We start from the raw sequence: 18,781 nt of genomic DNA, 5'->3' as shown, positions 1-18,781 counted from the left end.
TGTCACTCTCTCGTTACCCCTGATAGCGCACCGAGCCATCCTTGGTCGGTGCGCTAGTGGCTTTCTGTGATAAACTTCGCCGTGGCCACAAGCCGCATATTCCCCCGTGGAGCCGCTACCCGCAGGAGCCCTGACCCAGATGTCCGACAGCCCGCAAAAAACCGTTTCAAGTGGCGAGAAGTTTCGTAATGCCCAAGGCATTCCCGCTATTAAAGATGGCCAAAAACGCCGCAACTCAAATGAACCCCAAGTGTTTACTCCCAAGCCTAAATGGCTGCGAGTCAAGGCACCCAGCGGCGATCGTTTTGAAGCGGTGAAGCGTAACGTCAGCGAGCATCGCCTCAGCACGGTATGCCAGGAATCACACTGCCCGAATATGGGCGAGTGCTGGTCTAATGGCACGGCCACTATCATGGTGATGGGCTCAGTATGCACGCGCGCCTGTCGCTTCTGCGCGGTGGATACCGGCAATCCGAATGGCTGGCTGGACCTTGAGGAACCGGAGAACACCGCAAAGTCGGTCGAACTCATGGCGCTGCGTTACATCGTGCTCACCTCGGTTGATCGTGATGACCTGCCCGATGGCGGCGCAGCGCACTATGCCGCCTGTGTCAGCGCTATCAAACAGCGCACGCCACACGTCGTCGTAGAAGCGCTAACACCGGATTTTGATGGCGATCTGACGGCTATTGAGCGGGTTGTCGATTCTGGCTTGCAAGTCTTTGCGCAAAACGTTGAGACAGTAAAGCGCCTGACCCACGTAGTCCGCGATCCGCGTGCCGGCTACGAAAAGACCCTTAGGGTACTTGAGCACGCAAAAAAACATCGTCCTGAGGTGCTGACCAAAACCAGCCTGATGCTAGGCTTGGGCGAGACTGACGAAGAGGTGCTACAGACCTTTGATGACCTCTACGCGATAGGCGTGGATATCGTCACTCTGGGCCAATACCTACAACCCACGCGTAATCACCTAGCAGTGCAACGCTGGGTCAGCCCGGAAGAGTTCAATCGTTATCGCGACCTTGGTTTGGCCAAGGGCTTTATGGAAGTAGCCGCAGGCCCACTGGTGCGCTCAAGCTATCGAGCAGACCGGGTGTTCGAGAAGAACAATCTAGGCTTGGCAGCCCCTGTCGCGGTGCCTGGACAAGGTATAGATCAGAGTCTGATTCCAACGCTAAATCTGAACTGATATCAGCCTGCGTTGAAGCCCAGGCGTTGACGCAGCGCCTGGGCTAATTGCCGCTCTACGTTCGACAGTGAAACAGGCTCGGCAACCAGATCGCGTAACTGCACCATGCGCAGACCCGCATAACCACATGGGTTGATGCGCTGAAAAGGCTCCATATCCATATCCACGTTCAGTGCCAACCCGTGAAAAGAACAACCTCGCCTCACCCTCAGACCTAACGAAGCGATCTTGTTACCCTCAACGTAAACGCCAGGGGCATCAGGTTTGGGCGCTGCATCCAGAGCGTACTCTTTGAGCACATCCACCAACGCCTGCTCCATTGCAGTCACCAAATCACGCACGCCCAGTTTCAGCCGCTTGAGATCCAGTAGCACGTAGGCCACCAGTTGACCCGGTCCATGGTAGGTCACCTGGCCACCGCGTTCAGCCTGAATAACCGGAATATCGCCTGCCGCCAACACATGCTCGGCCTTGCCCGCCTGCCCTTGAGTAAATACGGCAGGATGCTGCAATAACCAGATTTCATCAGGGGTTACAGCATCACGTTCGTCGGTGAAACGCCGCATGGCATCCAGTGTAGGCTGGTATTCAACCAGCCCCAACTCGCGCACTAGAAGCTCAGACACAGAAGCCATCACAGCACCATTTGCACGCGACCCGTCGCCTTCAAATCCTTGTGCAGGGCATCCAATTGCTCAGGACCGGTAGCGGTGATGACGATACGCAAAGAGAGAAAGCGACCGTTCTTGCTGTCCTTTATCTCGATGCTGGTGGTATCTACCCCAGGCGCGTGTTTCTCTACCACGGTACAGACTACCTCGGCAAAGTCGTCCCCCGCCGCACCGATGATCTTGATCGGGTACTGGCAGGGAAACTCAATTTTTGGCGCCTGCGGTTCGCTACGGTCAGCCATTTCATGCTCTCCCAGGATCAGTTAAACAAACCGTAGAAAAATAGACGGATGCTATCCCACAGGCGGCCAACGAAACCGGCTTCTTCAACATCAGCCAATGCAACCAGCGGAGCAGAATGCACTACCTTATCGCCCAGCTTAACCTCAACCTGGCCCAGCACGTCGCCCGCCTTGATCGGCGCCTGGATAGGCGTTTGCATAGTGATGCCCGCTTCCAACTTATCCAATTGGCCTTTTGGCAGGGTCAGTTGCAAGCCGTTCTGCAAGCCCAGATCGACCTTGTCCTGCGCACCTTTCCAGACTCGTGCAGTGGAGATCACCTGGCCGGGCTGATAAAAGCTCTTGGTTTCGTAAAAACGGAAGCCCCAGGTCAGCAACTTCTGGGTTTCTGCAGCGCGGGCTTCCTCGCTGCTGGTGCCCATGACCACGGAGATCAAACGCATGTCTTCACGTTTGGCCGAGGCAACCAGACAGTAACCCGCTTCTTCGGTGTGGCCGGTTTTTAAACCATCCACAGTGCTATCGCGCCACAGCATCAGGTTGCGGTTCGGCTGGCGAATTTCGTTCCAAACGAACTCTTTTTCGCCATAGATTTTGTAATGCTCTTCCGGGTCATCATCGATAATCGCGCGGGCCAAAATTGCCAGGTCACGCGCTGAGGAGTAATGCCCTTCAGCCGGCCAGCCGGTAGCGTTAACGAAGTGGCTGTTGTTCATACCCAGACGTTTGGCCTGGCCATTCATCATATCGGCGAAGGCATCTTCGCTGCCGGCGATATGTTCGGCCAGAGCGATACTGGCATCATTGCCGGACTGGATGATGATGCCACGCATCAGATCAATCACCGGAACCTGATTGCCGACCTTAATGAACATCTTGGAGCCACCCATGCGCCAAGCCTTTTCACTGACCAGCACCAAGTCATCTACGCCAATTTGCCCGCGCTTAATCTCCTGACTGCCTATATAGCTGGTCATCATTTTGGTCAGACTGGCCGGTGGCAGCGCCTCATCAGAGTTGTGTTCCACCAGCACCGCGCCCGAATTGGCGTCGATCAAAAGATAACTGGTAGAGGCCAATTCCGGTGCCGCCGGCACTATCTGGGCGGCGGATACTGAATCCAGCGTGGGTGCGGAATTCAGTGTGGGCGTTTGCGCCAGCGCGCTGACGGAAAGCAGGGTAGCGCCGGTGACAAACAAGGTGGAAATCAGATTTTTCAGCATGTTACTCACAATCAATGGTGGAGTGCGTTTGTTCAAACAGATGAATCAATTAATCGTAACCAGCGTGGGCGTACCCATATTGGCCAACCGTAAGGTCTCCATCAGGCGTCTAGCTTCATCCTGACTGGTAACCGGCCCAAGCCGTACACGGTGTAGCGTACGCGCATTTTGCTGGGTTTGGCTGACAAATACATTGGCTGAGACCACACCACGCAAGCGCTGACGCAATTGCTCTGCCGATTGCGCGTTAGAAAACGCGCCTACCTGAAGATAATAGCCAGTATGACCTGTCTCGATTGGCTCCGCCGGTAAGATTTCTGCTGGCTGAGTAGCGAGGGCAGGCTGGCTCTGTACCAGATAGCTGGGGTTGTTCTGCTGTTGCCAAGCAATCGGGTCAATGCCCTCGACCAACACGTGCGCCGTGCCGTTATCGGCATAGCCGAGCTTTTTAGCTGCCGCATAAGACAAGTCAATAATACGGTCGGAATAGAAAGGACCGCGATCGTTGACACGTACAATGATCTTGCGATTATTAGCCAGATTGGTGACCTGTACATAACTCGGCAGCGGCAACGTCTTGTGCGCAGCAGTCATGCCATAAAGGTCATACAGCTCGCCATTGGCCGTGTTCTGGCCATGGAATTTAGTGCCATACCAGGAAGCCGTACCCTCTTCGCGATAATCGCGACCGTCTTGCATGGGGTTATAGTCGCGGCCCAATACATTATAGGGCGCAGCCTTATAGCGGCCTGTGTGCGGCACTGGCACGGCGTCTGGAATCTGGGACACGTCCTGCATGTAGCTCGGCGGGCCGTCATGCACCGTGCGCACCGGCCCCGGCGCGCCAGCAGCTGGTGCACTAACAGTGCCGCTCGGACTGGTACTTGGGCTGGAAGAACAGGCCGTCAGCACTAGCAGCACAGCACAGCACAAGGTTGTGCGCAAAATGGAGATTGATGCTGGCTTCATTCCTGCCGGGCCTCGCGTAACAAATCGGCTAGTTGGTGTACAACCATGGCATACATCACGCTCCGGTTGTAGCGGGTGATAACGTGCAGGTTATCCAGACCTAACCAGTATTGCATTTGTTCCCCTGCATCGAACTCAAACGCCATGACTTCGCGGTCTTCATCCAACGTCTTTCTGGGTGTCCATCCCAACTTCCGCAGCTCGCCCACCGTTTTGCGCGCTTCTAAACCCTGCTCCAGGGTAATACCTTCGGCAAACGTGTTACCTGTAACGTCAGCGGCGATGACTACGTCCGCGCCGTGTTGCCATTTGTGCTGATGAAAATAATTGGCAACGCTACCGATGGCATCCACCGGGTTATTCCAGATATCCACTACGCCATCACCGTCGAAATCGACGGCGAACGCCTGATAGCTGCTGGGAATGAACTGTCCGTAACCCATGGCACCGGCGTAAGAGCCTTTGAGCGCCAATGGATCCATCTGCTGCTCACGGGTCAATACCAGGTAGCTCTCTAGCTGACGGCGGAAGAAATCAGCCCGTGGTGGATAGTCAAAACCCAGCGTGGTCAGGGCATCTATCACTCGATAGGAGCCCATGTTGCCGCCATAGGACGTTTCTACACCCATGATGGCCAGTATAATTTCGGGCTCAACGCCATACTCTTTTTCTGCGCGCGCGAGTGTCTCGGCATGCTTATTCCAGAACGCCACGCCACCTTCGATGCGCTTATCGGTAATAAAAATGGCGCGGTATTCGTGCCAAGGCTTGACCCGCTCAGCCGGGCGCGCAATCGCCTTTAGGATCGCTTCCTGGCGTACCGCCTGATCCAGCACCTCTTGCACATGCGCAGCATTAAAGCCGTGCTCAACCTGCATTTTTTCAACAAAGGCCGGCACATCCGCGTGCGCAGCACCGTAATCTTGCGCCTGCGCGCCACCGGCTAACAGAGCAGAAACCAATACGGCACTTATCCGAGTCGGCCAGCGACCGCTTGCGTTGCTTTTATACATATTTTGTTTCAATCCCGACCCGATATCATGAGCTTTTTGCCATCCATTTGCGGTGCGTATGGATGGACATGAGAATACCGAACCCCGACAACAGGGTAATCAGCGAAGTACCGCCGTAACTAATAAAGGGCAACGGCACCCCAACCACCGGCAGCAGGCCGCTAACCATGCCGATATTAACGAATACATAGACGAAAAACGTCAGCGTGATACTGCCTGCCAGCAGTTTGCAGAATGCGTCCTGCGCTTGCAACGTGATGAATATACCGCGACTGATCAGCAGCATGTAGGCGCTCATCAACAAGCAAACACCGACCATGCCGAACTCCTCGGCCAGCACCGCAATAATGAAGTCGGTGTGACCTTCTGGCAGAAAATCCAGATGCGATTGCGTGCCTTGCAGCCAGCCTTTGCCGAACACCCCGCCGGAGCCGATCGCAGCCTTGGACTGGATGATGTTCCAGCCGGAGCCCAGCGGGTCGCTTTCGGGATTGAGGAAGGTCAGCACCCGCTGCTTCTGATAACCGTGCATCACGAAGAACCACATGCCCGCCGCCGCGGGTGCAAGCAGTAGCAGCGCGCCTATGATGTAACGCAATAGCAGGCCAGCCAACAGCAACGCGAAAATACCGGACGCCGCGATCAACAACGATGTACCAAGATCAGGCTGTTTGAGAATCAACACCACGGGCACGAAGATGATCGCCATGGCAATCGCGACGTGCTTGAAGCGTGGCGGCAAGGTACGCGCACCCAAATACCAGGCAACACTCATTGGCATCACCAGTTTGAGAATCTCAGAAGGTTGAAAGCGCATTACCCCCGGAATGGTGAGCCAGCGCTGCGCACCTTTGGCCTCAGTACCCACCACCAGCACCGCCACCAACAACAGGGTGCCGCCAACATAGGCAACCGGCACCCAGCGCTGCATAAAGCGCGGCTGGAACTGGGCAATCGTCACCATCACCGCAATACCCACGGCAAAGTACGCCATTTGCCGATAGACCATACCCATACTCTTGCCGCTGGCAGAATAGAGTACAAAGGCATCGACCGCCGCCAGCCCAAGAATCAGCAAAAGCAACCAAGGATCAACATGAATACGCGTCCAAAATGAATCGCGGCTGCGCAGCCCTGCGGCAGCTGGCATTGGCGTCGGGCGTTTCAAGGCGCAGCCTCCTGTACCGGCTCGATGATTTCAACCTGGCCATCGTCGGGCTTCGGCAGGCGTGGCAAAACCCAAGCATCGAATACCGCACGGACCACTGGGCCGGCTACCCGGCCACCTGACTCGCCGTTCTCAACTAATGCGGCAACCGCGATCAAGGGCTTTTCAGTCGGTGCAAAACCAACAAAGAGCGCATGATCACGATGCCGTTCGCGCAGGCTCTTGGAGTCATAGCGCTCACCCTGCGCTATAGCAACGACCTGCGCGGTACCGCTTTTGCCTGCCATGTTGTACTCAGCGCCCTGCGCAGCCGCTCGCGCCGTGCCATGCGGTGATTGCATCACATCTTGCATAGCCTGGGTGATGAAATCCCAATCGGACTCGTTACGCAATTTGATGTCGTCCGGCGTATCCGACTCATCGGGCGGCACGCCTTCGGCATCCATCAGCAGCCGGGGACGGTTCCACTTGCCATGGCTGGCAATCAGCGACATGGTTTGTGCCAGCTGCAGCGGGGTTGCCAGCATATAGCCTTGGCCAATTCCAGCGATCAGCGTCTCACCCGGATACCAAGGCTGTTTGTACTTAGTACGCTTCCAGTCGCTGGACGGCATCAATCCAGCCGCTTCCTCATACATGTCGATAGAAACCCGCTGACCAACACCAAAGCGAGTCATAAAGTCGTGCATCCTGTCGATGCCCATCTTGTTCGCCAAATCGTAGAAGTAGGTATCGTTGGATCGCGCAATGGCATATGACATGTTCACCCAACCATCCCCGCTTCGGTTCCAATTGCGGTACTTGTGGCTGAAATTCGGCAGCTGGAAGAATCCCGGATCGTAAACCCGTGCGCTGCGCGTAGTAGCCCCCGTATCCAGCCCCGCCAAGGCCACTACCGGCTTGATGGTCGAGCCCGGTGGGTATTGTCCACGTAGCACACGATTAAACAACGGCTGATCCAGCGAATCACGCAATGCACCGTAATCGGCATAGCTGATGCCGGTTACGAATAAGTTGGGGTCAAAACCGGGCTTGCTGACAAAAGCCAATACGCCGCCGGTTGACGGGTCAATGGCAACTACAGCGCCGCGTCGGTCACCCAACGCCTCTTCGGCAACCCGCTGCAAATCGGCATCCAGCTCCAGGGTTAAATCGGTGCCAGCAACCGGCTCAGTGCGCGACAAAACCCGCAACACGCGGCCACGGGCGTTGGTTTCCACTTCCTCGTAGCCCACGGTGCCGTGCAACTGCTGCTCGTAAAATCGCTCAACACCGGTTTTACCGATGTAATGGGTACCCGCATAGGCCACGGTATCGATCGACTTCAGCTCCTGCTCATTAATACGCCCCACGTAACCCAGCGCGTGCGCGAAATGATCCGAGAGTGGGTAATAGCGAACGAAACTGGCCTGCACCTCGACCCCTGGCAGGCGGAACTGGTTGATTGCGATACGGGCAATCTGCTCCTGCGTTAGCTCCAGCATCACCGGTACCGACTCAAAGGGGCGCCTTGCTTGCATAAGCCGACGCTGGGCCTGCGTGACGTCTTCGTCGCTCAGCATCAGCAGCGATTTGAGCAGCTCGAAAGTGGCTGGCAGATCCTCTACCCGATCACGGGTAATGGTCAGGCTGTAACTCGGACGATTTTCCGCTAACACCTTGCCATTACGATCATAAATGCGCCCACGCGTCGGCGGAATCGGCTGTACGTGTACCCGATTATTTTCCGACAGAGTGGAGTGATGTTCGTACTGGATCACCTGCAGATAGTAAAGACGGGCCACCAGAGCACCGACCAATACCAGTACAAATATACCTGCCACAAGCAAACGGCGATGGACTATTCCGGCGTCTTTACTGTGGTCTTTCAGGTGGATGGGCTTGGCCATGAATCACTTGTGGTAGGGATGACGATTGAGAATGGTCCAGGCCCGGTAGAGCTGTTCCGCCAGCAGAATACGCACCAACGGATGCGGCAAGGTCAGTGCTGACAACGACCAACGCTGGTCGCTCCGCGCACTCACTTCTTCGGCTAGGCCCTCGGGGCCGCCCACCATCAGGTTGACGTTGCGCGCGTCCAGCCGCCACTGCTCGAGCTGTTCAGCTAGCGTTTCAGTTGACCAGACTCGACCTGTGACCTCCAGGGTCACAATGCGTTCCCCTGGCTGTACCGCTGCCAGCATTTGCTCACCTTCGCGGCGCATCATCCGGCTGACGTCAGCATTCTTACCACGGGTAGCTAGCGGGATTTCCACCAGTTCCAGCGGTAGCTCAGGTGGCAAGCGCTTGGCGTACTCCTGATAACCCTGTTCTACCCAGCGCGGCATCCGTGAAGCCACGCTGATCAGGCGAATACGCAACGAAGCTTACTCCGTAGGCCGCTGCTGCTGTTCGCGGCGCGATTCCGCGCTCTCCCAGAGACGCTCGAGGTCGTAAAATTCACGGGTGGCTGGCTGCATTACGTGCACCACCACATCTGCCAAGTCGACCAGCACCCACTCGCCCGAGCCCTTACCTTCGACACCCAAAGGCTTGCAACCTGCTGCCTTGGCTTTTTCGACCACGTTATCGCTGAGCGCATTAACATGGCGATTGGATGTACCGCTGGCAATGATCATGTAGTCAGTTACGCTGGTGTGCTCGCGCACATCAATGCACACCACATCCTTGGCCTTGAGTTCATCCAGCGCTTTCTCTACCAGTTGCGCGAGTTCTTCAATCTGCATAAGACGTTTAAATCCTCAATATCAGGGCCGATACAGCCCTTCAGTTTCAATATAGTCAAGCACGGCGTCTGGCAACAGAAAACGCGGCGAAGCGCCGCTGCCCACCAGGCCGCGAATATGCGTCGCAGAGATCGCCAGGGGCGTCTGCGACAAACAAATAATGTATCCACAACTGGCCTGCGCCAGCCGCTCGGGATTGTCTACGCTGCGTGCGGCTAGTAAATCTTTGAGCACCTCGGGTACATCCAGATCGTAATCCGGACGTTGCAGCACCACGATGTGCGCCAGACTGAGTAGCTCTTCCCAGCGATGCCAGCTCGGCAACCCGCAGAAAGCATCCCAACCCAGCACCATAAACAGCACAACCTCGCTACCCAGCTCGGCGCGCAGTTTCTCCAGCGTGTCCACCGTATAGGATGGCTTTGTACGGCGTAGTTCGCAGTCATCAACCCGCAAACCACTGCGCTCGCCAACAGCTAACTGCACCATTGCCAAGCGCTGATCAGCATTGGCCCCCGGCACCTCACGGTGCGGTGGCCGAGCATTGGGGATAAGCCGCAATTCATCCAGCTGAAGCTGCTCACGCACCTCAACTGCGCTGCGCAAATGACCGAAATGAACAGGGTCAAAGGTGCCGCCCAGCAAACCTATTTTGCGCTTCATCCGTGCATCACTGACGAATATGGCCGTCGCCGAATACCACGTACTTTTCGCTGGTCAGACCATCCAGGCCCACCGGGCCGCGGGCGTGGATCTTGTCCGTAGAAATACCAATTTCCGCGCCCAGACCGTACTCGAAGCCATCGGCAAACCGCGTCGACGCATTGATCATCACCGAGCTCGAATCCACCTCGGCAAGAAAGCGGCGAGCGCGGGTAAAGTCTTCTGAAACCATGGCGTCAGTATGCTGCGAGCTGTAAGTGTTGATGTGCTCCATGGCTGCATCCATGCCGGCGACAACTTTGACCGACAGAATCGGCGCCAAATATTCGGTAGACCAGTCTTCCTCAGTAGCCGCCAAGGCCTCCGGCAACAACTCACAAGTCGCCGGGCAACCGCGCAACTCGACGTCTTTAGCAGCATATATTGCCGCTACGCGGGGCAGAAACTCTGCCGCGACCGCCTCGTGTACCAGCAGTGTCTCCATCGCATTACACACACCGTAACGATGGGTTTTGGAATTGATGGCAATAGCCTCAGCTTTGTCCAAATCGGCACGATCATCCACGTACACGTGGCAAATACCATCCAAATGCTTGATCACCGGCACTCGTGCATCTTTACTGATGCGCTCAATCAGGCCCTTGCCGCCACGCGGCACGATGACATCCACGTAATCCGACATGGTAATCAGTGCGCCAACCGCAGCGCGGTCGGTGGTTTCTACCACCTGCACTATCTCGTTTGGCAAACCGGCCGCTGCCAAGCCAACGCGCAGACACTCGGCGATGGCGCGGTTGGAATGAATCGATTCAGAACCACCACGCAAAATGCAGGCATTACCCGACTTCAGGCACAAACTGGCCGCTTCGACGGTCACATTAGGACGAGATTCGTAAATAATGCCAATTACGCCCAAGGGCACGCGCATTTTACCGACCTGAATACCCGACGGGAGGAACTTCATATCACGGATAGCCCCAACCGGGTCTGGCAGGGCAGCAACCTGACGCAGCCCTTCAACCATCGCCTGCAGACGCGACGGCGTAAGCGCCAGCCGATCAAGCATCGCATCGTCCAGGCCACTATCGCGAGCGGCCTGCAGATCGAGTTCATTGGCTGCCACCAAAGTCTCACTGGCGGCCTCAATGGCATCGACTGTTGCCAGCAGGGCTGCGTTCTTGACCGCTGTCGTTGCGCGGGCGATCACCCGCGATGCGCGCCTGGCGTTCTGCCCCAGCTCGGTCATGTAAACGACCACCTGTTCCGCACTCATGCTGTTACCTGTTACCTGTCTGCGCAAATGCGGCATTATAGCCGGGTCACCGGGCACTTGACAGGGCCGTTCCGCCGAATCCTGCAGCGTTGCGCCAATTCAATCTGCAATACCTAAGCTGATAAGATGACAGCCATGCATAACCCCCAGCCAACCTCAACGCGAGACCGCCCACTGCCTGCGACTTTCTTTGATCAAGACGCCCGCAGCCTGGCCGTGGCATTGCTGGGCAAAGTCATCCGCCGACGCCTTGACGGCCTCTGGTTATCCGCACGCATCATCGAAACTGAAGCTTACTTGCTTGAAGAGCGAGGCAGTCACGCTTCGCTGGGCTTTACCGAAGCACGGCGCGCGCTCTTTATGGAAGGCGGCATCATTTACATGTACTACGCGCGCGGTGGCGACTCGATGAATTGCAGCGCCGCAGGTGCGGGCAACGGCGTGCTATTGAAGTCTGCTTATCCGGTCATCGACAGCGTGAGCGGTTCGGCTAGCCTGCAACGCATGCAGCAACTCAATCCCAATCGCGATGGCAGCCTGCGCAGCGAGCATCGCCTCTGCGCCGGACAAACCCTGCTGTGCCGCTCACTGGGCATCAAGGTGCCAGACTGGAACGCTCAAGCCTTTTGCCCCGAAACCCTTTTTATTGAGGACGATGGCTACCAGCCAGTGCAGATTATTCAAGCTCCTCGGCTTGGCATTCCCAGCGGACGTGATGAAGCACTGCCCTATCGCTTTGTCGACGCTGAATTTGCAGCTCACTGCACCCGTAACCCGCTAGGGCGAACACGTGAACCGGGTCGCGATTACCGCATGCTAACCTTGCAGCAGGCCCGTCTGAAAGCCACCTCTGGAGATCACCTTGCTGGTTGAATTGACCGACTGGTTAGCCACCCACCAACAATGGTTGGGGCTGGCCATCTTCCTGATTTCATTTACCGAGTCGCTGGCAGTCGCAGGCCTAGTGGTGCCTGGTGTGTTTATGCTGTTTGCCGTGTCAGCCTTGGCCGCAGGTGGCGGCATGCCGCTAACAGTAGCCGTAGCTTGGGCTTTCAGCGGTGCGGTGCTAGGGGACTTGATCAGCTTTTTTCTGGGTCGCTACTTCCATCAAAATATCCGCAACTTTGGACCGTTCCGTCGCAATCCGCAGTGGATCGACAGTGGCGAATTCTTTTTCCGTCGTTACGGCTGGCTTAGCATAGTACTAGGTCGCTTTATAGGCCCCATTCGTCCGATCATCCCTATGGTCGCAGGCATGTTCGACATGCCGGTGTGGCGCTTCGTTGTCATCAACTTGCTCTCGGCACTCGCCTGGGCGCCAGCCTATCTAATTCCAGGCTACACCACCGGGCGCGCCGCGCAGTGGGCGGTACCGCCATTTTTCTGGAGCCAAACCCTGAGTCTGTTGATAGGTGCTGCGATCTTGATCATCAGCTGCCTTTACGTGCTGAAACTGCAGAAGCGCTGGAGCTGCCTGGTTGCCGCTGCATTCTGCTTGCTCTCGCTGCTAGCCCTAACCATGACCCAGCACGCACTGGCTATTTTCGACAACACCCTAGTCAGCAGCGCGGACCACCTGCGCTTACCCGGCGATAGTCACGCCATGGTTCTGACTCCATCGGTAGTCCTGGTAGCAGTACCGATTATCGCAGCCTTGCTGCTAGCCCGACGTTGGAATCACGCCGTGATGCAAGTCAGCGCGCTGGCACTGGCACTGTTAATGGCATGGACCATAAACCTGACTGGCGGCGCCAGCATCAACGCCCTACTGACGGCGATTCTCTGTGCACTGGTGGTCAACTGCAGCCGCAGCCAACACTTCTGGGTACGCAGTACTTGGTTGCTGTATCTGCTGCCGTTACTACTAATGGTCGCCAGCAATGTGTTGGAGCACGCGTTGTTACTGCCACTGGAAATGTTGCGCAGCGTGCTGGTGGGCGTTAGCGCCTGTTTGTTAGCGTGCTGGCTGGTGGAGCGAGTCAGCCCAATGACCCCACTGGCAAGGTATCAGCGCTGGTTGATCGCCAGCTGGCCATTCCTCGCAGCCGCCTGGATACTCTGGTAGCGCCAATATGTAGTACCTGCTCAGGCCTGTAGGACTTCCAACCACTCACTGATTTGCTGCAGTCGCTCGTCAGCATGGTCCAGCGCCAGCAAGTGGGTTTTCTGATCCAAACTGAACGGCAGCAGATAGGCCAATTGATAAGCCAGCGCCTGCTGACTATTACCTATCGGCGGCAACCCCAAACCCGAAGCCAAAGGGTGCTCAAGCAGCGTGGCGTGTAGACTTTCCAGCTCTTCATGCTCATGAGCTAGCGGTTGATCTGTCAACTCAGGCCGCCATTCAACCTGCGCGTGCACCAGACCATCGACCGCCACCTCCACCTGACTGACCTGCGCCCGTCGCGCACCCAAGACGCGAATACCCAACAGACCGTTATCGCGTTGTTGAAAGTCCACCACCTGCGCCTCGCAGCCCAGCGCACTGAAACGCAGGTCTCCTGCTCCTGCTTCAGGGCCCTTTTCCAGCGCCACCACCACAAAACCCTGACCCAACTTAAAGCAGCGGCTGACCATGTCCAGGTAACGCACTTCGAAAAGCTGCAGATCCAGGGTGCAACCGGGCAGCAATACAGTTTTTAACGGAAATAATGCGGTCTTTTCGCCCATGCGATCCTCTTGTCATCCATCACTACCGAGCATAGCCTGCACAGGGAAGGTCAGATCATTCAGCAAACCAATATAAGGTCTCAGCTGATTGACCCCCACCCTCGAGCTTGCAACCATTCACCCGGAAACGCTTGCGCCGCAAGGTTAGCATTGCAGCCGGCAGCTACGCACACCCCCAGCGGGCCAAAATAAAAGTCACGGAGAACGCCATGACAGCAATACCAGTTAGCGAACTTACTTCATTGATCGGCAAAGACATGGGCCATTCCGAATGGCTGCAAATCGATCAGGAGCGAGTAAACCAGTTTGCCGAATGCACCGGCGACCACCAGTTCATCCACCTGGATGAAGAAAAAGCCAAGCAGACTCCCTTTGGCGGCACCATCGCCCACGGCTTTTTGTCGCTGTCTTTGCTGCCAGCACTGTCTGCCGGTCTGATGCCCCGCCCTGAAGGCTTGAAAATGGCCGTAAACTACGGCATGGACAGTCTGCGTTTCATCCAGCCAGTGCGCGTCGGCTCACGCGTTCGCCTGCACACCACCATTCTGGATGTTACCGAAAAGAATCCGGGGCAGTGGTTAATGAAAGCGCGCAACACGCTGGAAATCGAAGGTGTGGAAAAACCCGCTTTCATCTCTGAAGGACTGTCGTTGTACTTCGTTTAAAGTAAGCAGTGTCGGGCAGACCACGCACCTGCCCGACATCTTTCTATTCTTATTCCTCAGCTCGCAACTCTTCACCCCAGCGCGGCAACATTGTCTGCTCAATACCCAGCTGATTGAGTATGCGCGCCACCACAAAATCCACTAGATCCGCCACCGTATCCGGCTTGTGATAAAAGCCAGGGCTAGCCGGCAAAATCACCGCGCCCATCTGACTTAGCTTGAGCATGTGCTCCAGATGAATAGTCGAGAACGGCGCTTCGCGGGGCACCAGTATCAGCTTGCGCCTTTCCTTAAGCGCTACATCCGCGGCTCGTTCAATTAGATTATTACTAGCTCCGGTGGCAATCGCTGACAACGAGCCGGTAGAGCAAGGACATACCACCATAGAGCTCGGCGCACCTGACCCAGACGCCACCGGCGCCATCCAGTCCTGCTTGCCATAGACCTTGATCTGCCCAGGCTGGGCAGCAAACTGCTCCATCAAATAAGCTTGCAGTGCTTGCGGCTTAGCGGGTAGTTGCCAATCCGTCTCGGTTGCCACCACCAGTTGCGCGGCTTGCGAAATAAGGAATGAGACTTCCACGCCCGCCTGCACCAGACACTCCAACAAGCGCATCGCATACTGCGCACCCGAGGCACCGGTGACCGCCAGGGTTACTCTCTGAGTTGCGGTCCCAGCTGCTTGCTCACCCATGACGAGCCTCCAGCGCTTGCACCAATTTTTGATGAATACCACCAAAACCACCGTTACTCATGATGACCACCCGCGTCTGTGGCGTGGCGCGATCGACTACCTCCTGCACTATCGCATCCAGATCAGTCATCACCCGAGCAGGCACCGGGCTACCCTGCACCACGGGCTCAAGCGACCAATCCAGTCCAGCAGGCTGATACCAAATGACCTCGCTGGCATCGCGCACACTGTCCGGCAGTGCCTGCATGTGACTGCCCAGGCGCATAGTATTGGAGCGCGGCTCAATAATCGCGATCAGCTGCTGCTCACCGATTTGCGCACGCAAACCAGCCAAGGTAGTGGCGATAGCCGTGGGGTGGTGGGCAAAATCGTCGTAGACAGTGATCCCATTTATTTCTGCCAGTTTTTCCATGCGCCGTTTGGCATTGCGGAAACCAGCCAATGAAGCGATGCCCTGCGCCGGAGTCACCCCCACATGCCGAGCTGCCGCCAAAGCAGAAAGTGCATTGGCCACGCTGTGTTGGCCGGTCTGCTGCCACTCGGCAACCCCTTGCAACTGACCGTCTAGCCATACCTCAAATTGCGAGCCATCCGCCTTGAGTAGTTTCGCCTGCCAGTTACCGCCTTCACCTGTCGTCTGACAGGGCGTCCAGCAACCCATATCAATAACCCGATCCAGCGCGGCAACGCCCTCTGGCCTGATAATCAGGCCGGACGACGGCACAGTTCGTACCAAATGATGAAATTGCCGTTCAATGGCAGCCAGGTCAGGGAAGATATCCGCGTGATCAAACTCAAGGTTATTCAGAATCGCCGTGCGCGGCCGGTAATGCACAAACTTGGAACGCTTGTCGAAGAAGGCGCTATCGTATTCATCCGCCTCAACCACGAAGAAAGGCGTATCACCCAGCCGCGCAGAAAGGCCGAAATTCTGTGGCACTCCGCCAATCAGAAAGCCTGGTGCCATGCCGGCATCTTCCAGTAGCCATGCCAGCAAACTAGAGGTAGACGTTTTGCCATGGGTACCCGCCACCGCCAGCACCCAGCGCTCCTGCAGCACGTAGCGCGACAGCCATTCGGGGCCAGACACGTAAGGCATGCCCTGATCCAGCATGTACTCGACCGCCGGATTACCACGCGTCATCGCATTACCGACGATAACCAGATCCGGCGCCGGCTGCAGATGGGCCGGATCATAACCTTCCTGCAAAGCAATACCCTGCGCCTCCAGCTGGGTACTCATTGGCGGATAAACATTGGCATCCGAGCCGCTGACCTGGTGCCCCAACTCGCGCGCCAACAACGCTAGCGAGCCCATAAACGTGCCGCAGATACCCAGAATGTGCAGATGCATTGATTAGGCCTTGTACCCTTTATTAGTCATTCGAAAACACGCAACACAGACACACGAAAGAACGTAAAAGTTGCGTTTTCCAGCGTCGCGCGATCGCTGAAGCGATACTAGCACGACAGGCCAACCGGCAGGGTCTGCAGCCCGATTGTCATGCAACTGGCACGGCTTTCGGCTATTATGCGCGCATCTGTTCGCACCCGTTTATGCAGTTGCCACGCCCGCGCCTGAGGCGCTGCGGCAGCGACGGACGTGCGGCAAACGCCTTTTCAGTCTCAACACATGGAGTTCGCATGACAGTCAAGAACGCTTTTTATGCCCAGTCGGGCGGGGTCACCGCTGTTATCAATGCATCTGCCGCCGGCCTGATCGAAACAGCCCGCCAGTATCCCGACCAGATCGGCACTGTGTATGCCGGTCGTAACGGCATTATCGGCGCCTTGACCGAAGAGCTGATTGATACCAGCCTGGAATCAGTTGACGACATCGCCGCTCTGCGGCACACCCCATCGGGTGCGTTTGGCTCGTGCCGCTACAAATTGAAAAGTCTGGAAAGCCACCGCGCCGAATACGAGCGACTGATTGAAGTGTTCAAGGCCCACAACATCGGCTACTTCTTCTATAACGGTGGCGGTGACTCCGCAGACACTTGCCTCAAGGTCTCGCAACTCGCAGAAACCCTGGGCTACCCAATTCAGGCGATCCACGTTCCCAAGACCGTAGACAATGATCTGCCGATTACCGACTGTTGTCCGGGTTTTGGCTCGGTCGCTAAATATGTTGCCACTTCGATCCGTGAAGCTGGTTTTGATGTCGCGTCCATGTCTGCCACCTCTACTAAAGTATTCATTCTGGAAGTCATGGGCCGTCACGCTGGCTGGATCACCGCAGCTTGCGGCCTGGCTAACGAAGGTGAAGGCCAGCCGCCGCATATCTTGCTGTTCCCTGAGATCGAATTCGATCAGCCTGCCTTCCTCGCGCGGGTTGATGAGTGCGTCAAAACTTACGGCTACTGCGTAATTGGCGTCTCTGAAGGCATCAAGAACAGTGAAGGCAAGTTTCTGTCCGAATCAGGCCTGACCGACGCCTTCGGCCATGCACAGCTGGGCGGCGTCGCGCCGACCATCGCCAAGCTGGTTAAGGAAGAGCTGGGTTACAAATATCACTGGGCGGTGGCCGACTATCTGCAACGCTCTGCGCGGCACATTGCCTCCAAAGTAGACGTGGACCAAGCCTACGCTGTAGGCCAAGCGGCGGTAAAAATCGCACTGGAAGGCAAAAACTCGATCATGCCGGCCATCCGCCGCTTGAACGATGCCCCTTACGAGTGGGACATCATCGAAGCACCTCTGAAGGATGTAGCCAATGTCGAGAAGTTCATGCCGCGCGACTTCATTACTGAAGATGGCTTCCACATTACCGAAGCGTGCCGCCGTTATCTGTCACCGCTAATTCAGGGCGAAGACTTCCCGCCTTTCAAAAATGGCATGCCGGATTACGTTACTTTGAAGCGCCAAACCGTCGCAAAAAAACTGCCACCTTTCGCGGTTTAGAGGCTTCTGGGTGCTAAAAACCGTCGTATCTTCGGGTGCGGCGGTTTTTTTGTGGCCGCTGATTGCAGATTGCCTCATGCTGATGCAGGATGAGGCAAATGACCAATTAAAACCTCCTAGCCACTTAATGACCAATCACGGGTAATCGTATGCGCATAGTTCAGGCAGATGTAGCTCGCCTTGATGAAGTAACTCCCATGTTCATCAAGTATCGTGAGTTTTATGGGCAACTACCCAAACCCGAAGCTTCACGCCGGTTTCTGGAAGCACGTCTGGTGCAAGAGCAAGCCATTATTTTAATTGCTGAGGACGAAGACACTGGGAAAGCCATGGGCTTCTGCCAGTTCATTCCTAGCTTCTCTGCACTTACCCTGTCAGCCGCGTGGGTGCTTAAGGGCATTTATGTAACGGAGGACGCACGTCGCCAACTGGTCGCCGACCGACTGATCAACCACGCGAAAGAACTGGCTCGTGCTGCTGGCGTAGAACGCATGACAGTTATGACCGGAGAAGACAACACCGCCGCACAAAGCTTGTATCGCTCGCTCGGTTTCAGCAACGATCATGATTTCATGTACTTCGCCCTCAAGCTCAGCTGAGCCGTCGCCGCCGGCAGGCAGCACAGCTGCTGGCTATGAAATCGCACCTTGTTTTGCTCGTCTACGACCAAGGTACACCGGGTTTTGCTTGGTATCCGCAGGCTAAACACCT

General features: G+C 56.3%; 20 protein-coding genes. 6 read left to right on the top strand and 14 right to left on the bottom strand.

Annotated features, from left to right (window positions below; translation table 11 throughout):
* Nucleotides 1–139: 139 nt before the first annotated feature.
* A complete protein-coding gene (lipA, locus tag AC1XYH_RS03235; protein ID WP_483325227.1) occupies nt 140–1,189 on the top strand; it encodes a lipoyl synthase in 1,050 nt (349 codons plus the stop codon).
* A gap of 2 nt (nt 1,190–1,191) precedes the next feature.
* Here the strand turns inward: lipA and lipB are convergent, their stop codons facing one another.
* The 11 genes from lipB to AC1XYH_RS03180 are packed head-to-tail and all read right to left on the bottom strand — an operon-like array spanning nt 1,192 to nt 11,137.
* A complete protein-coding gene (gene lipB / locus AC1XYH_RS03230) occupies nt 1,192–1,824 on the bottom strand; it encodes a lipoyl(octanoyl) transferase LipB (protein WP_483325226.1) in 633 nt (210 codons plus the stop codon).
* The gene (locus tag AC1XYH_RS03225) at nt 1,824–2,102 is read right to left on the bottom strand and encodes an HP0495 family protein (protein ID WP_483325225.1); all 279 of its coding nucleotides are present in this window, start codon (nt 2,100–2,102) and stop codon (nt 1,824–1,826) included. Before AC1XYH_RS03225 ends, lipB begins: the two co-directional genes overlap by 1 nt.
* Nucleotides 2,103–2,119: 17 nt before the next feature.
* Nucleotides 2,120–3,325, bottom strand: a complete 1,206-nt coding sequence (locus AC1XYH_RS03220; protein WP_483325224.1) for a D-alanyl-D-alanine carboxypeptidase family protein — start codon at nt 3,323–3,325, stop codon at nt 2,120–2,122.
* A 45-nt stretch (nt 3,326–3,370) separates the two neighbouring features.
* Entirely contained in the window at nt 3,371–4,294 is a 924-nt protein-coding gene (locus AC1XYH_RS03215) for a septal ring lytic transglycosylase RlpA family protein (RefSeq protein ID WP_483325223.1), read from the bottom strand.
* Nucleotides 4,291–5,307 carry a lytic murein transglycosylase B gene (mltB, locus tag AC1XYH_RS03210; RefSeq protein ID WP_483325222.1) on the bottom strand — a complete coding sequence of 339 codons (1,017 nt, stop codon included), beginning with the start codon at nt 5,305–5,307 and terminating at the stop codon, nt 4,291–4,293. The genes AC1XYH_RS03215 and mltB overlap by 4 nt, the downstream gene beginning before the upstream one ends.
* 25 nt (nt 5,308–5,332) lie before the next feature.
* Entirely contained in the window at nt 5,333–6,457 is a 1,125-nt protein-coding gene (gene rodA / locus AC1XYH_RS03205) for a rod shape-determining protein RodA (protein ID WP_483326292.1), read from the bottom strand.
* 14 nt (nt 6,458–6,471) lie between these two features.
* On the bottom strand, nt 6,472–8,364 hold the full coding sequence (gene mrdA / locus AC1XYH_RS03200) for a penicillin-binding protein 2 (RefSeq protein WP_483325221.1): 1,893 nt from the start codon (nt 8,362–8,364) through the stop codon (nt 6,472–6,474).
* Nucleotides 8,365–8,367: 3 nt separating this feature from the next.
* Nucleotides 8,368–8,835: a 23S rRNA (pseudouridine(1915)-N(3))-methyltransferase RlmH gene (gene rlmH, locus AC1XYH_RS03195; protein ID WP_483325220.1), complete on the bottom strand. Its 468-nt coding sequence runs from the start codon at nt 8,833–8,835 to the stop codon at nt 8,368–8,370.
* A gap of 6 nt (nt 8,836–8,841) precedes the next feature.
* Nucleotides 8,842–9,201: a ribosome silencing factor gene (gene rsfS, locus AC1XYH_RS03190; RefSeq protein ID WP_483325219.1), complete on the bottom strand. Its 360-nt coding sequence runs from the start codon at nt 9,199–9,201 to the stop codon at nt 8,842–8,844.
* A 21-nt stretch (nt 9,202–9,222) separates the two neighbouring features.
* Nucleotides 9,223–9,864, bottom strand: coding sequence for a nicotinate-nucleotide adenylyltransferase (gene nadD, locus AC1XYH_RS03185; RefSeq protein WP_483325218.1), 642 nt, complete (start codon nt 9,862–9,864; stop codon nt 9,223–9,225).
* A 7-nt stretch (nt 9,865–9,871) separates the two neighbouring features.
* A complete protein-coding gene (locus AC1XYH_RS03180; RefSeq protein ID WP_483325217.1) occupies nt 9,872–11,137 on the bottom strand; it encodes a glutamate-5-semialdehyde dehydrogenase in 1,266 nt (421 codons plus the stop codon).
* 135 nt (nt 11,138–11,272) lie between these two features.
* Here AC1XYH_RS03180 and AC1XYH_RS03175 point away from each other — a divergent pair, with 135 nt between their 5' ends.
* Complete coding sequence (locus tag AC1XYH_RS03175) at nt 11,273–12,010, top strand: DNA-3-methyladenine glycosylase (RefSeq protein ID WP_483325216.1); 738 nt, start codon at nt 11,273–11,275, stop codon at nt 12,008–12,010.
* Nucleotides 12,000–13,202 carry a DedA family protein gene (locus AC1XYH_RS03170; protein WP_483325215.1) on the top strand — a complete coding sequence of 401 codons (1,203 nt, stop codon included), beginning with the start codon at nt 12,000–12,002 and terminating at the stop codon, nt 13,200–13,202. The genes AC1XYH_RS03175 and AC1XYH_RS03170 overlap by 11 nt, the downstream gene beginning before the upstream one ends.
* 20 nt (nt 13,203–13,222) lie before the next feature.
* Here the strand turns inward: AC1XYH_RS03170 and AC1XYH_RS03165 are convergent, their stop codons facing one another.
* Complete coding sequence (locus AC1XYH_RS03165; RefSeq protein WP_483325214.1) at nt 13,223–13,807, bottom strand: LON peptidase substrate-binding domain-containing protein; 585 nt, start codon at nt 13,805–13,807, stop codon at nt 13,223–13,225.
* Between the two features lie 209 nt (nt 13,808–14,016).
* Here AC1XYH_RS03165 and AC1XYH_RS03160 point away from each other — a divergent pair, with 209 nt between their 5' ends.
* Entirely contained in the window at nt 14,017–14,472 is a 456-nt protein-coding gene (locus tag AC1XYH_RS03160; RefSeq protein ID WP_483325213.1) for a MaoC family dehydratase, read from the top strand.
* A 49-nt stretch (nt 14,473–14,521) separates the two neighbouring features.
* Here AC1XYH_RS03160 and AC1XYH_RS03155 read toward each other — a convergent pair whose 3' ends face one another.
* Entirely contained in the window at nt 14,522–15,166 is a 645-nt protein-coding gene (locus AC1XYH_RS03155; RefSeq protein WP_483325212.1) for a flavin prenyltransferase UbiX, read from the bottom strand.
* On the bottom strand, nt 15,159–16,520 hold the full coding sequence (mpl, locus tag AC1XYH_RS03150) for a UDP-N-acetylmuramate:L-alanyl-gamma-D-glutamyl-meso-diaminopimelate ligase (protein WP_483325211.1): 1,362 nt from the start codon (nt 16,518–16,520) through the stop codon (nt 15,159–15,161). The genes AC1XYH_RS03155 and mpl overlap by 8 nt, the downstream gene beginning before the upstream one ends.
* A gap of 290 nt (nt 16,521–16,810) precedes the next feature.
* Between mpl and AC1XYH_RS03145 the strand changes: the two genes are divergently transcribed.
* Nucleotides 16,811–18,070, top strand: coding sequence for a 6-phosphofructokinase (locus AC1XYH_RS03145; RefSeq protein WP_483325210.1), 1,260 nt, complete (start codon nt 16,811–16,813; stop codon nt 18,068–18,070).
* 149 nt (nt 18,071–18,219) lie between these two features.
* Complete coding sequence (locus AC1XYH_RS03140; RefSeq protein ID WP_483325209.1) at nt 18,220–18,669, top strand: GNAT family N-acetyltransferase; 450 nt, start codon at nt 18,220–18,222, stop codon at nt 18,667–18,669.
* Nucleotides 18,670–18,781 lie beyond the last annotated feature (112 nt).

The organism is Pseudomonas sp. GW-45, assembly GCF_056896675.1.
Note: the sequence above shows the minus strand (reverse complement) of the source record. Positions and strands in the feature narration are given on the sequence as shown.

What these genes read in the sequence shown, in the direction of transcription:
- lipA (WP_483325227.1), top strand. Translation starts at nt 140, where the DNA reads ATGTCCGACAGCCCGCAAAAAACCGTTTCAAGTGGCGAGAAGTTTCGT.
- AC1XYH_RS03225 (WP_483325225.1), bottom strand. Translation starts at nt 2,102, where the DNA reads ATGGCTGACCGTAGCGAACCGCAGGCGCCAAAAATTGAGTTTCCCTGC.
- AC1XYH_RS03180 (WP_483325217.1), bottom strand. Translation starts at nt 11,137, where the DNA reads ATGAGTGCGGAACAGGTGGTCGTTTACATGACCGAGCTGGGGCAGAAC.
- mltB (WP_483325222.1), bottom strand. Translation starts at nt 5,307, where the DNA reads ATGTATAAAAGCAACGCAAGCGGTCGCTGGCCGACTCGGATAAGTGCC.
- AC1XYH_RS03215 (WP_483325223.1), bottom strand. Translation starts at nt 4,294, where the DNA reads ATGAAGCCAGCATCAATCTCCATTTTGCGCACAACCTTGTGCTGTGCT.
- AC1XYH_RS03220 (WP_483325224.1), bottom strand. Translation starts at nt 3,325, where the DNA reads ATGCTGAAAAATCTGATTTCCACCTTGTTTGTCACCGGCGCTACCCTG.
- rodA (WP_483326292.1), bottom strand. Translation starts at nt 6,457, where the DNA reads ATGCCAGCTGCCGCAGGGCTGCGCAGCCGCGATTCATTTTGGACGCGT.
- AC1XYH_RS03140 (WP_483325209.1), top strand. Translation starts at nt 18,220, where the DNA reads ATGCGCATAGTTCAGGCAGATGTAGCTCGCCTTGATGAAGTAACTCCC.
- mpl (WP_483325211.1), bottom strand. Translation starts at nt 16,520, where the DNA reads ATGCATCTGCACATTCTGGGTATCTGCGGCACGTTTATGGGCTCGCTA.
- mrdA (WP_483325221.1), bottom strand. Translation starts at nt 8,364, where the DNA reads ATGGCCAAGCCCATCCACCTGAAAGACCACAGTAAAGACGCCGGAATA.
- lipB (WP_483325226.1), bottom strand. Translation starts at nt 1,824, where the DNA reads ATGGCTTCTGTGTCTGAGCTTCTAGTGCGCGAGTTGGGGCTGGTTGAA.
- AC1XYH_RS03155 (WP_483325212.1), bottom strand. Translation starts at nt 15,166, where the DNA reads ATGGGTGAGCAAGCAGCTGGGACCGCAACTCAGAGAGTAACCCTGGCG.
- AC1XYH_RS03160 (WP_483325213.1), top strand. Translation starts at nt 14,017, where the DNA reads ATGACAGCAATACCAGTTAGCGAACTTACTTCATTGATCGGCAAAGAC.
- AC1XYH_RS03165 (WP_483325214.1), bottom strand. Translation starts at nt 13,807, where the DNA reads ATGGGCGAAAAGACCGCATTATTTCCGTTAAAAACTGTATTGCTGCCC.
- AC1XYH_RS03175 (WP_483325216.1), top strand. Translation starts at nt 11,273, where the DNA reads ATGCATAACCCCCAGCCAACCTCAACGCGAGACCGCCCACTGCCTGCG.
- AC1XYH_RS03145 (WP_483325210.1), top strand. Translation starts at nt 16,811, where the DNA reads ATGACAGTCAAGAACGCTTTTTATGCCCAGTCGGGCGGGGTCACCGCT.
- rsfS (WP_483325219.1), bottom strand. Translation starts at nt 9,201, where the DNA reads ATGCAGATTGAAGAACTCGCGCAACTGGTAGAGAAAGCGCTGGATGAA.
- nadD (WP_483325218.1), bottom strand. Translation starts at nt 9,864, where the DNA reads ATGAAGCGCAAAATAGGTTTGCTGGGCGGCACCTTTGACCCTGTTCAT.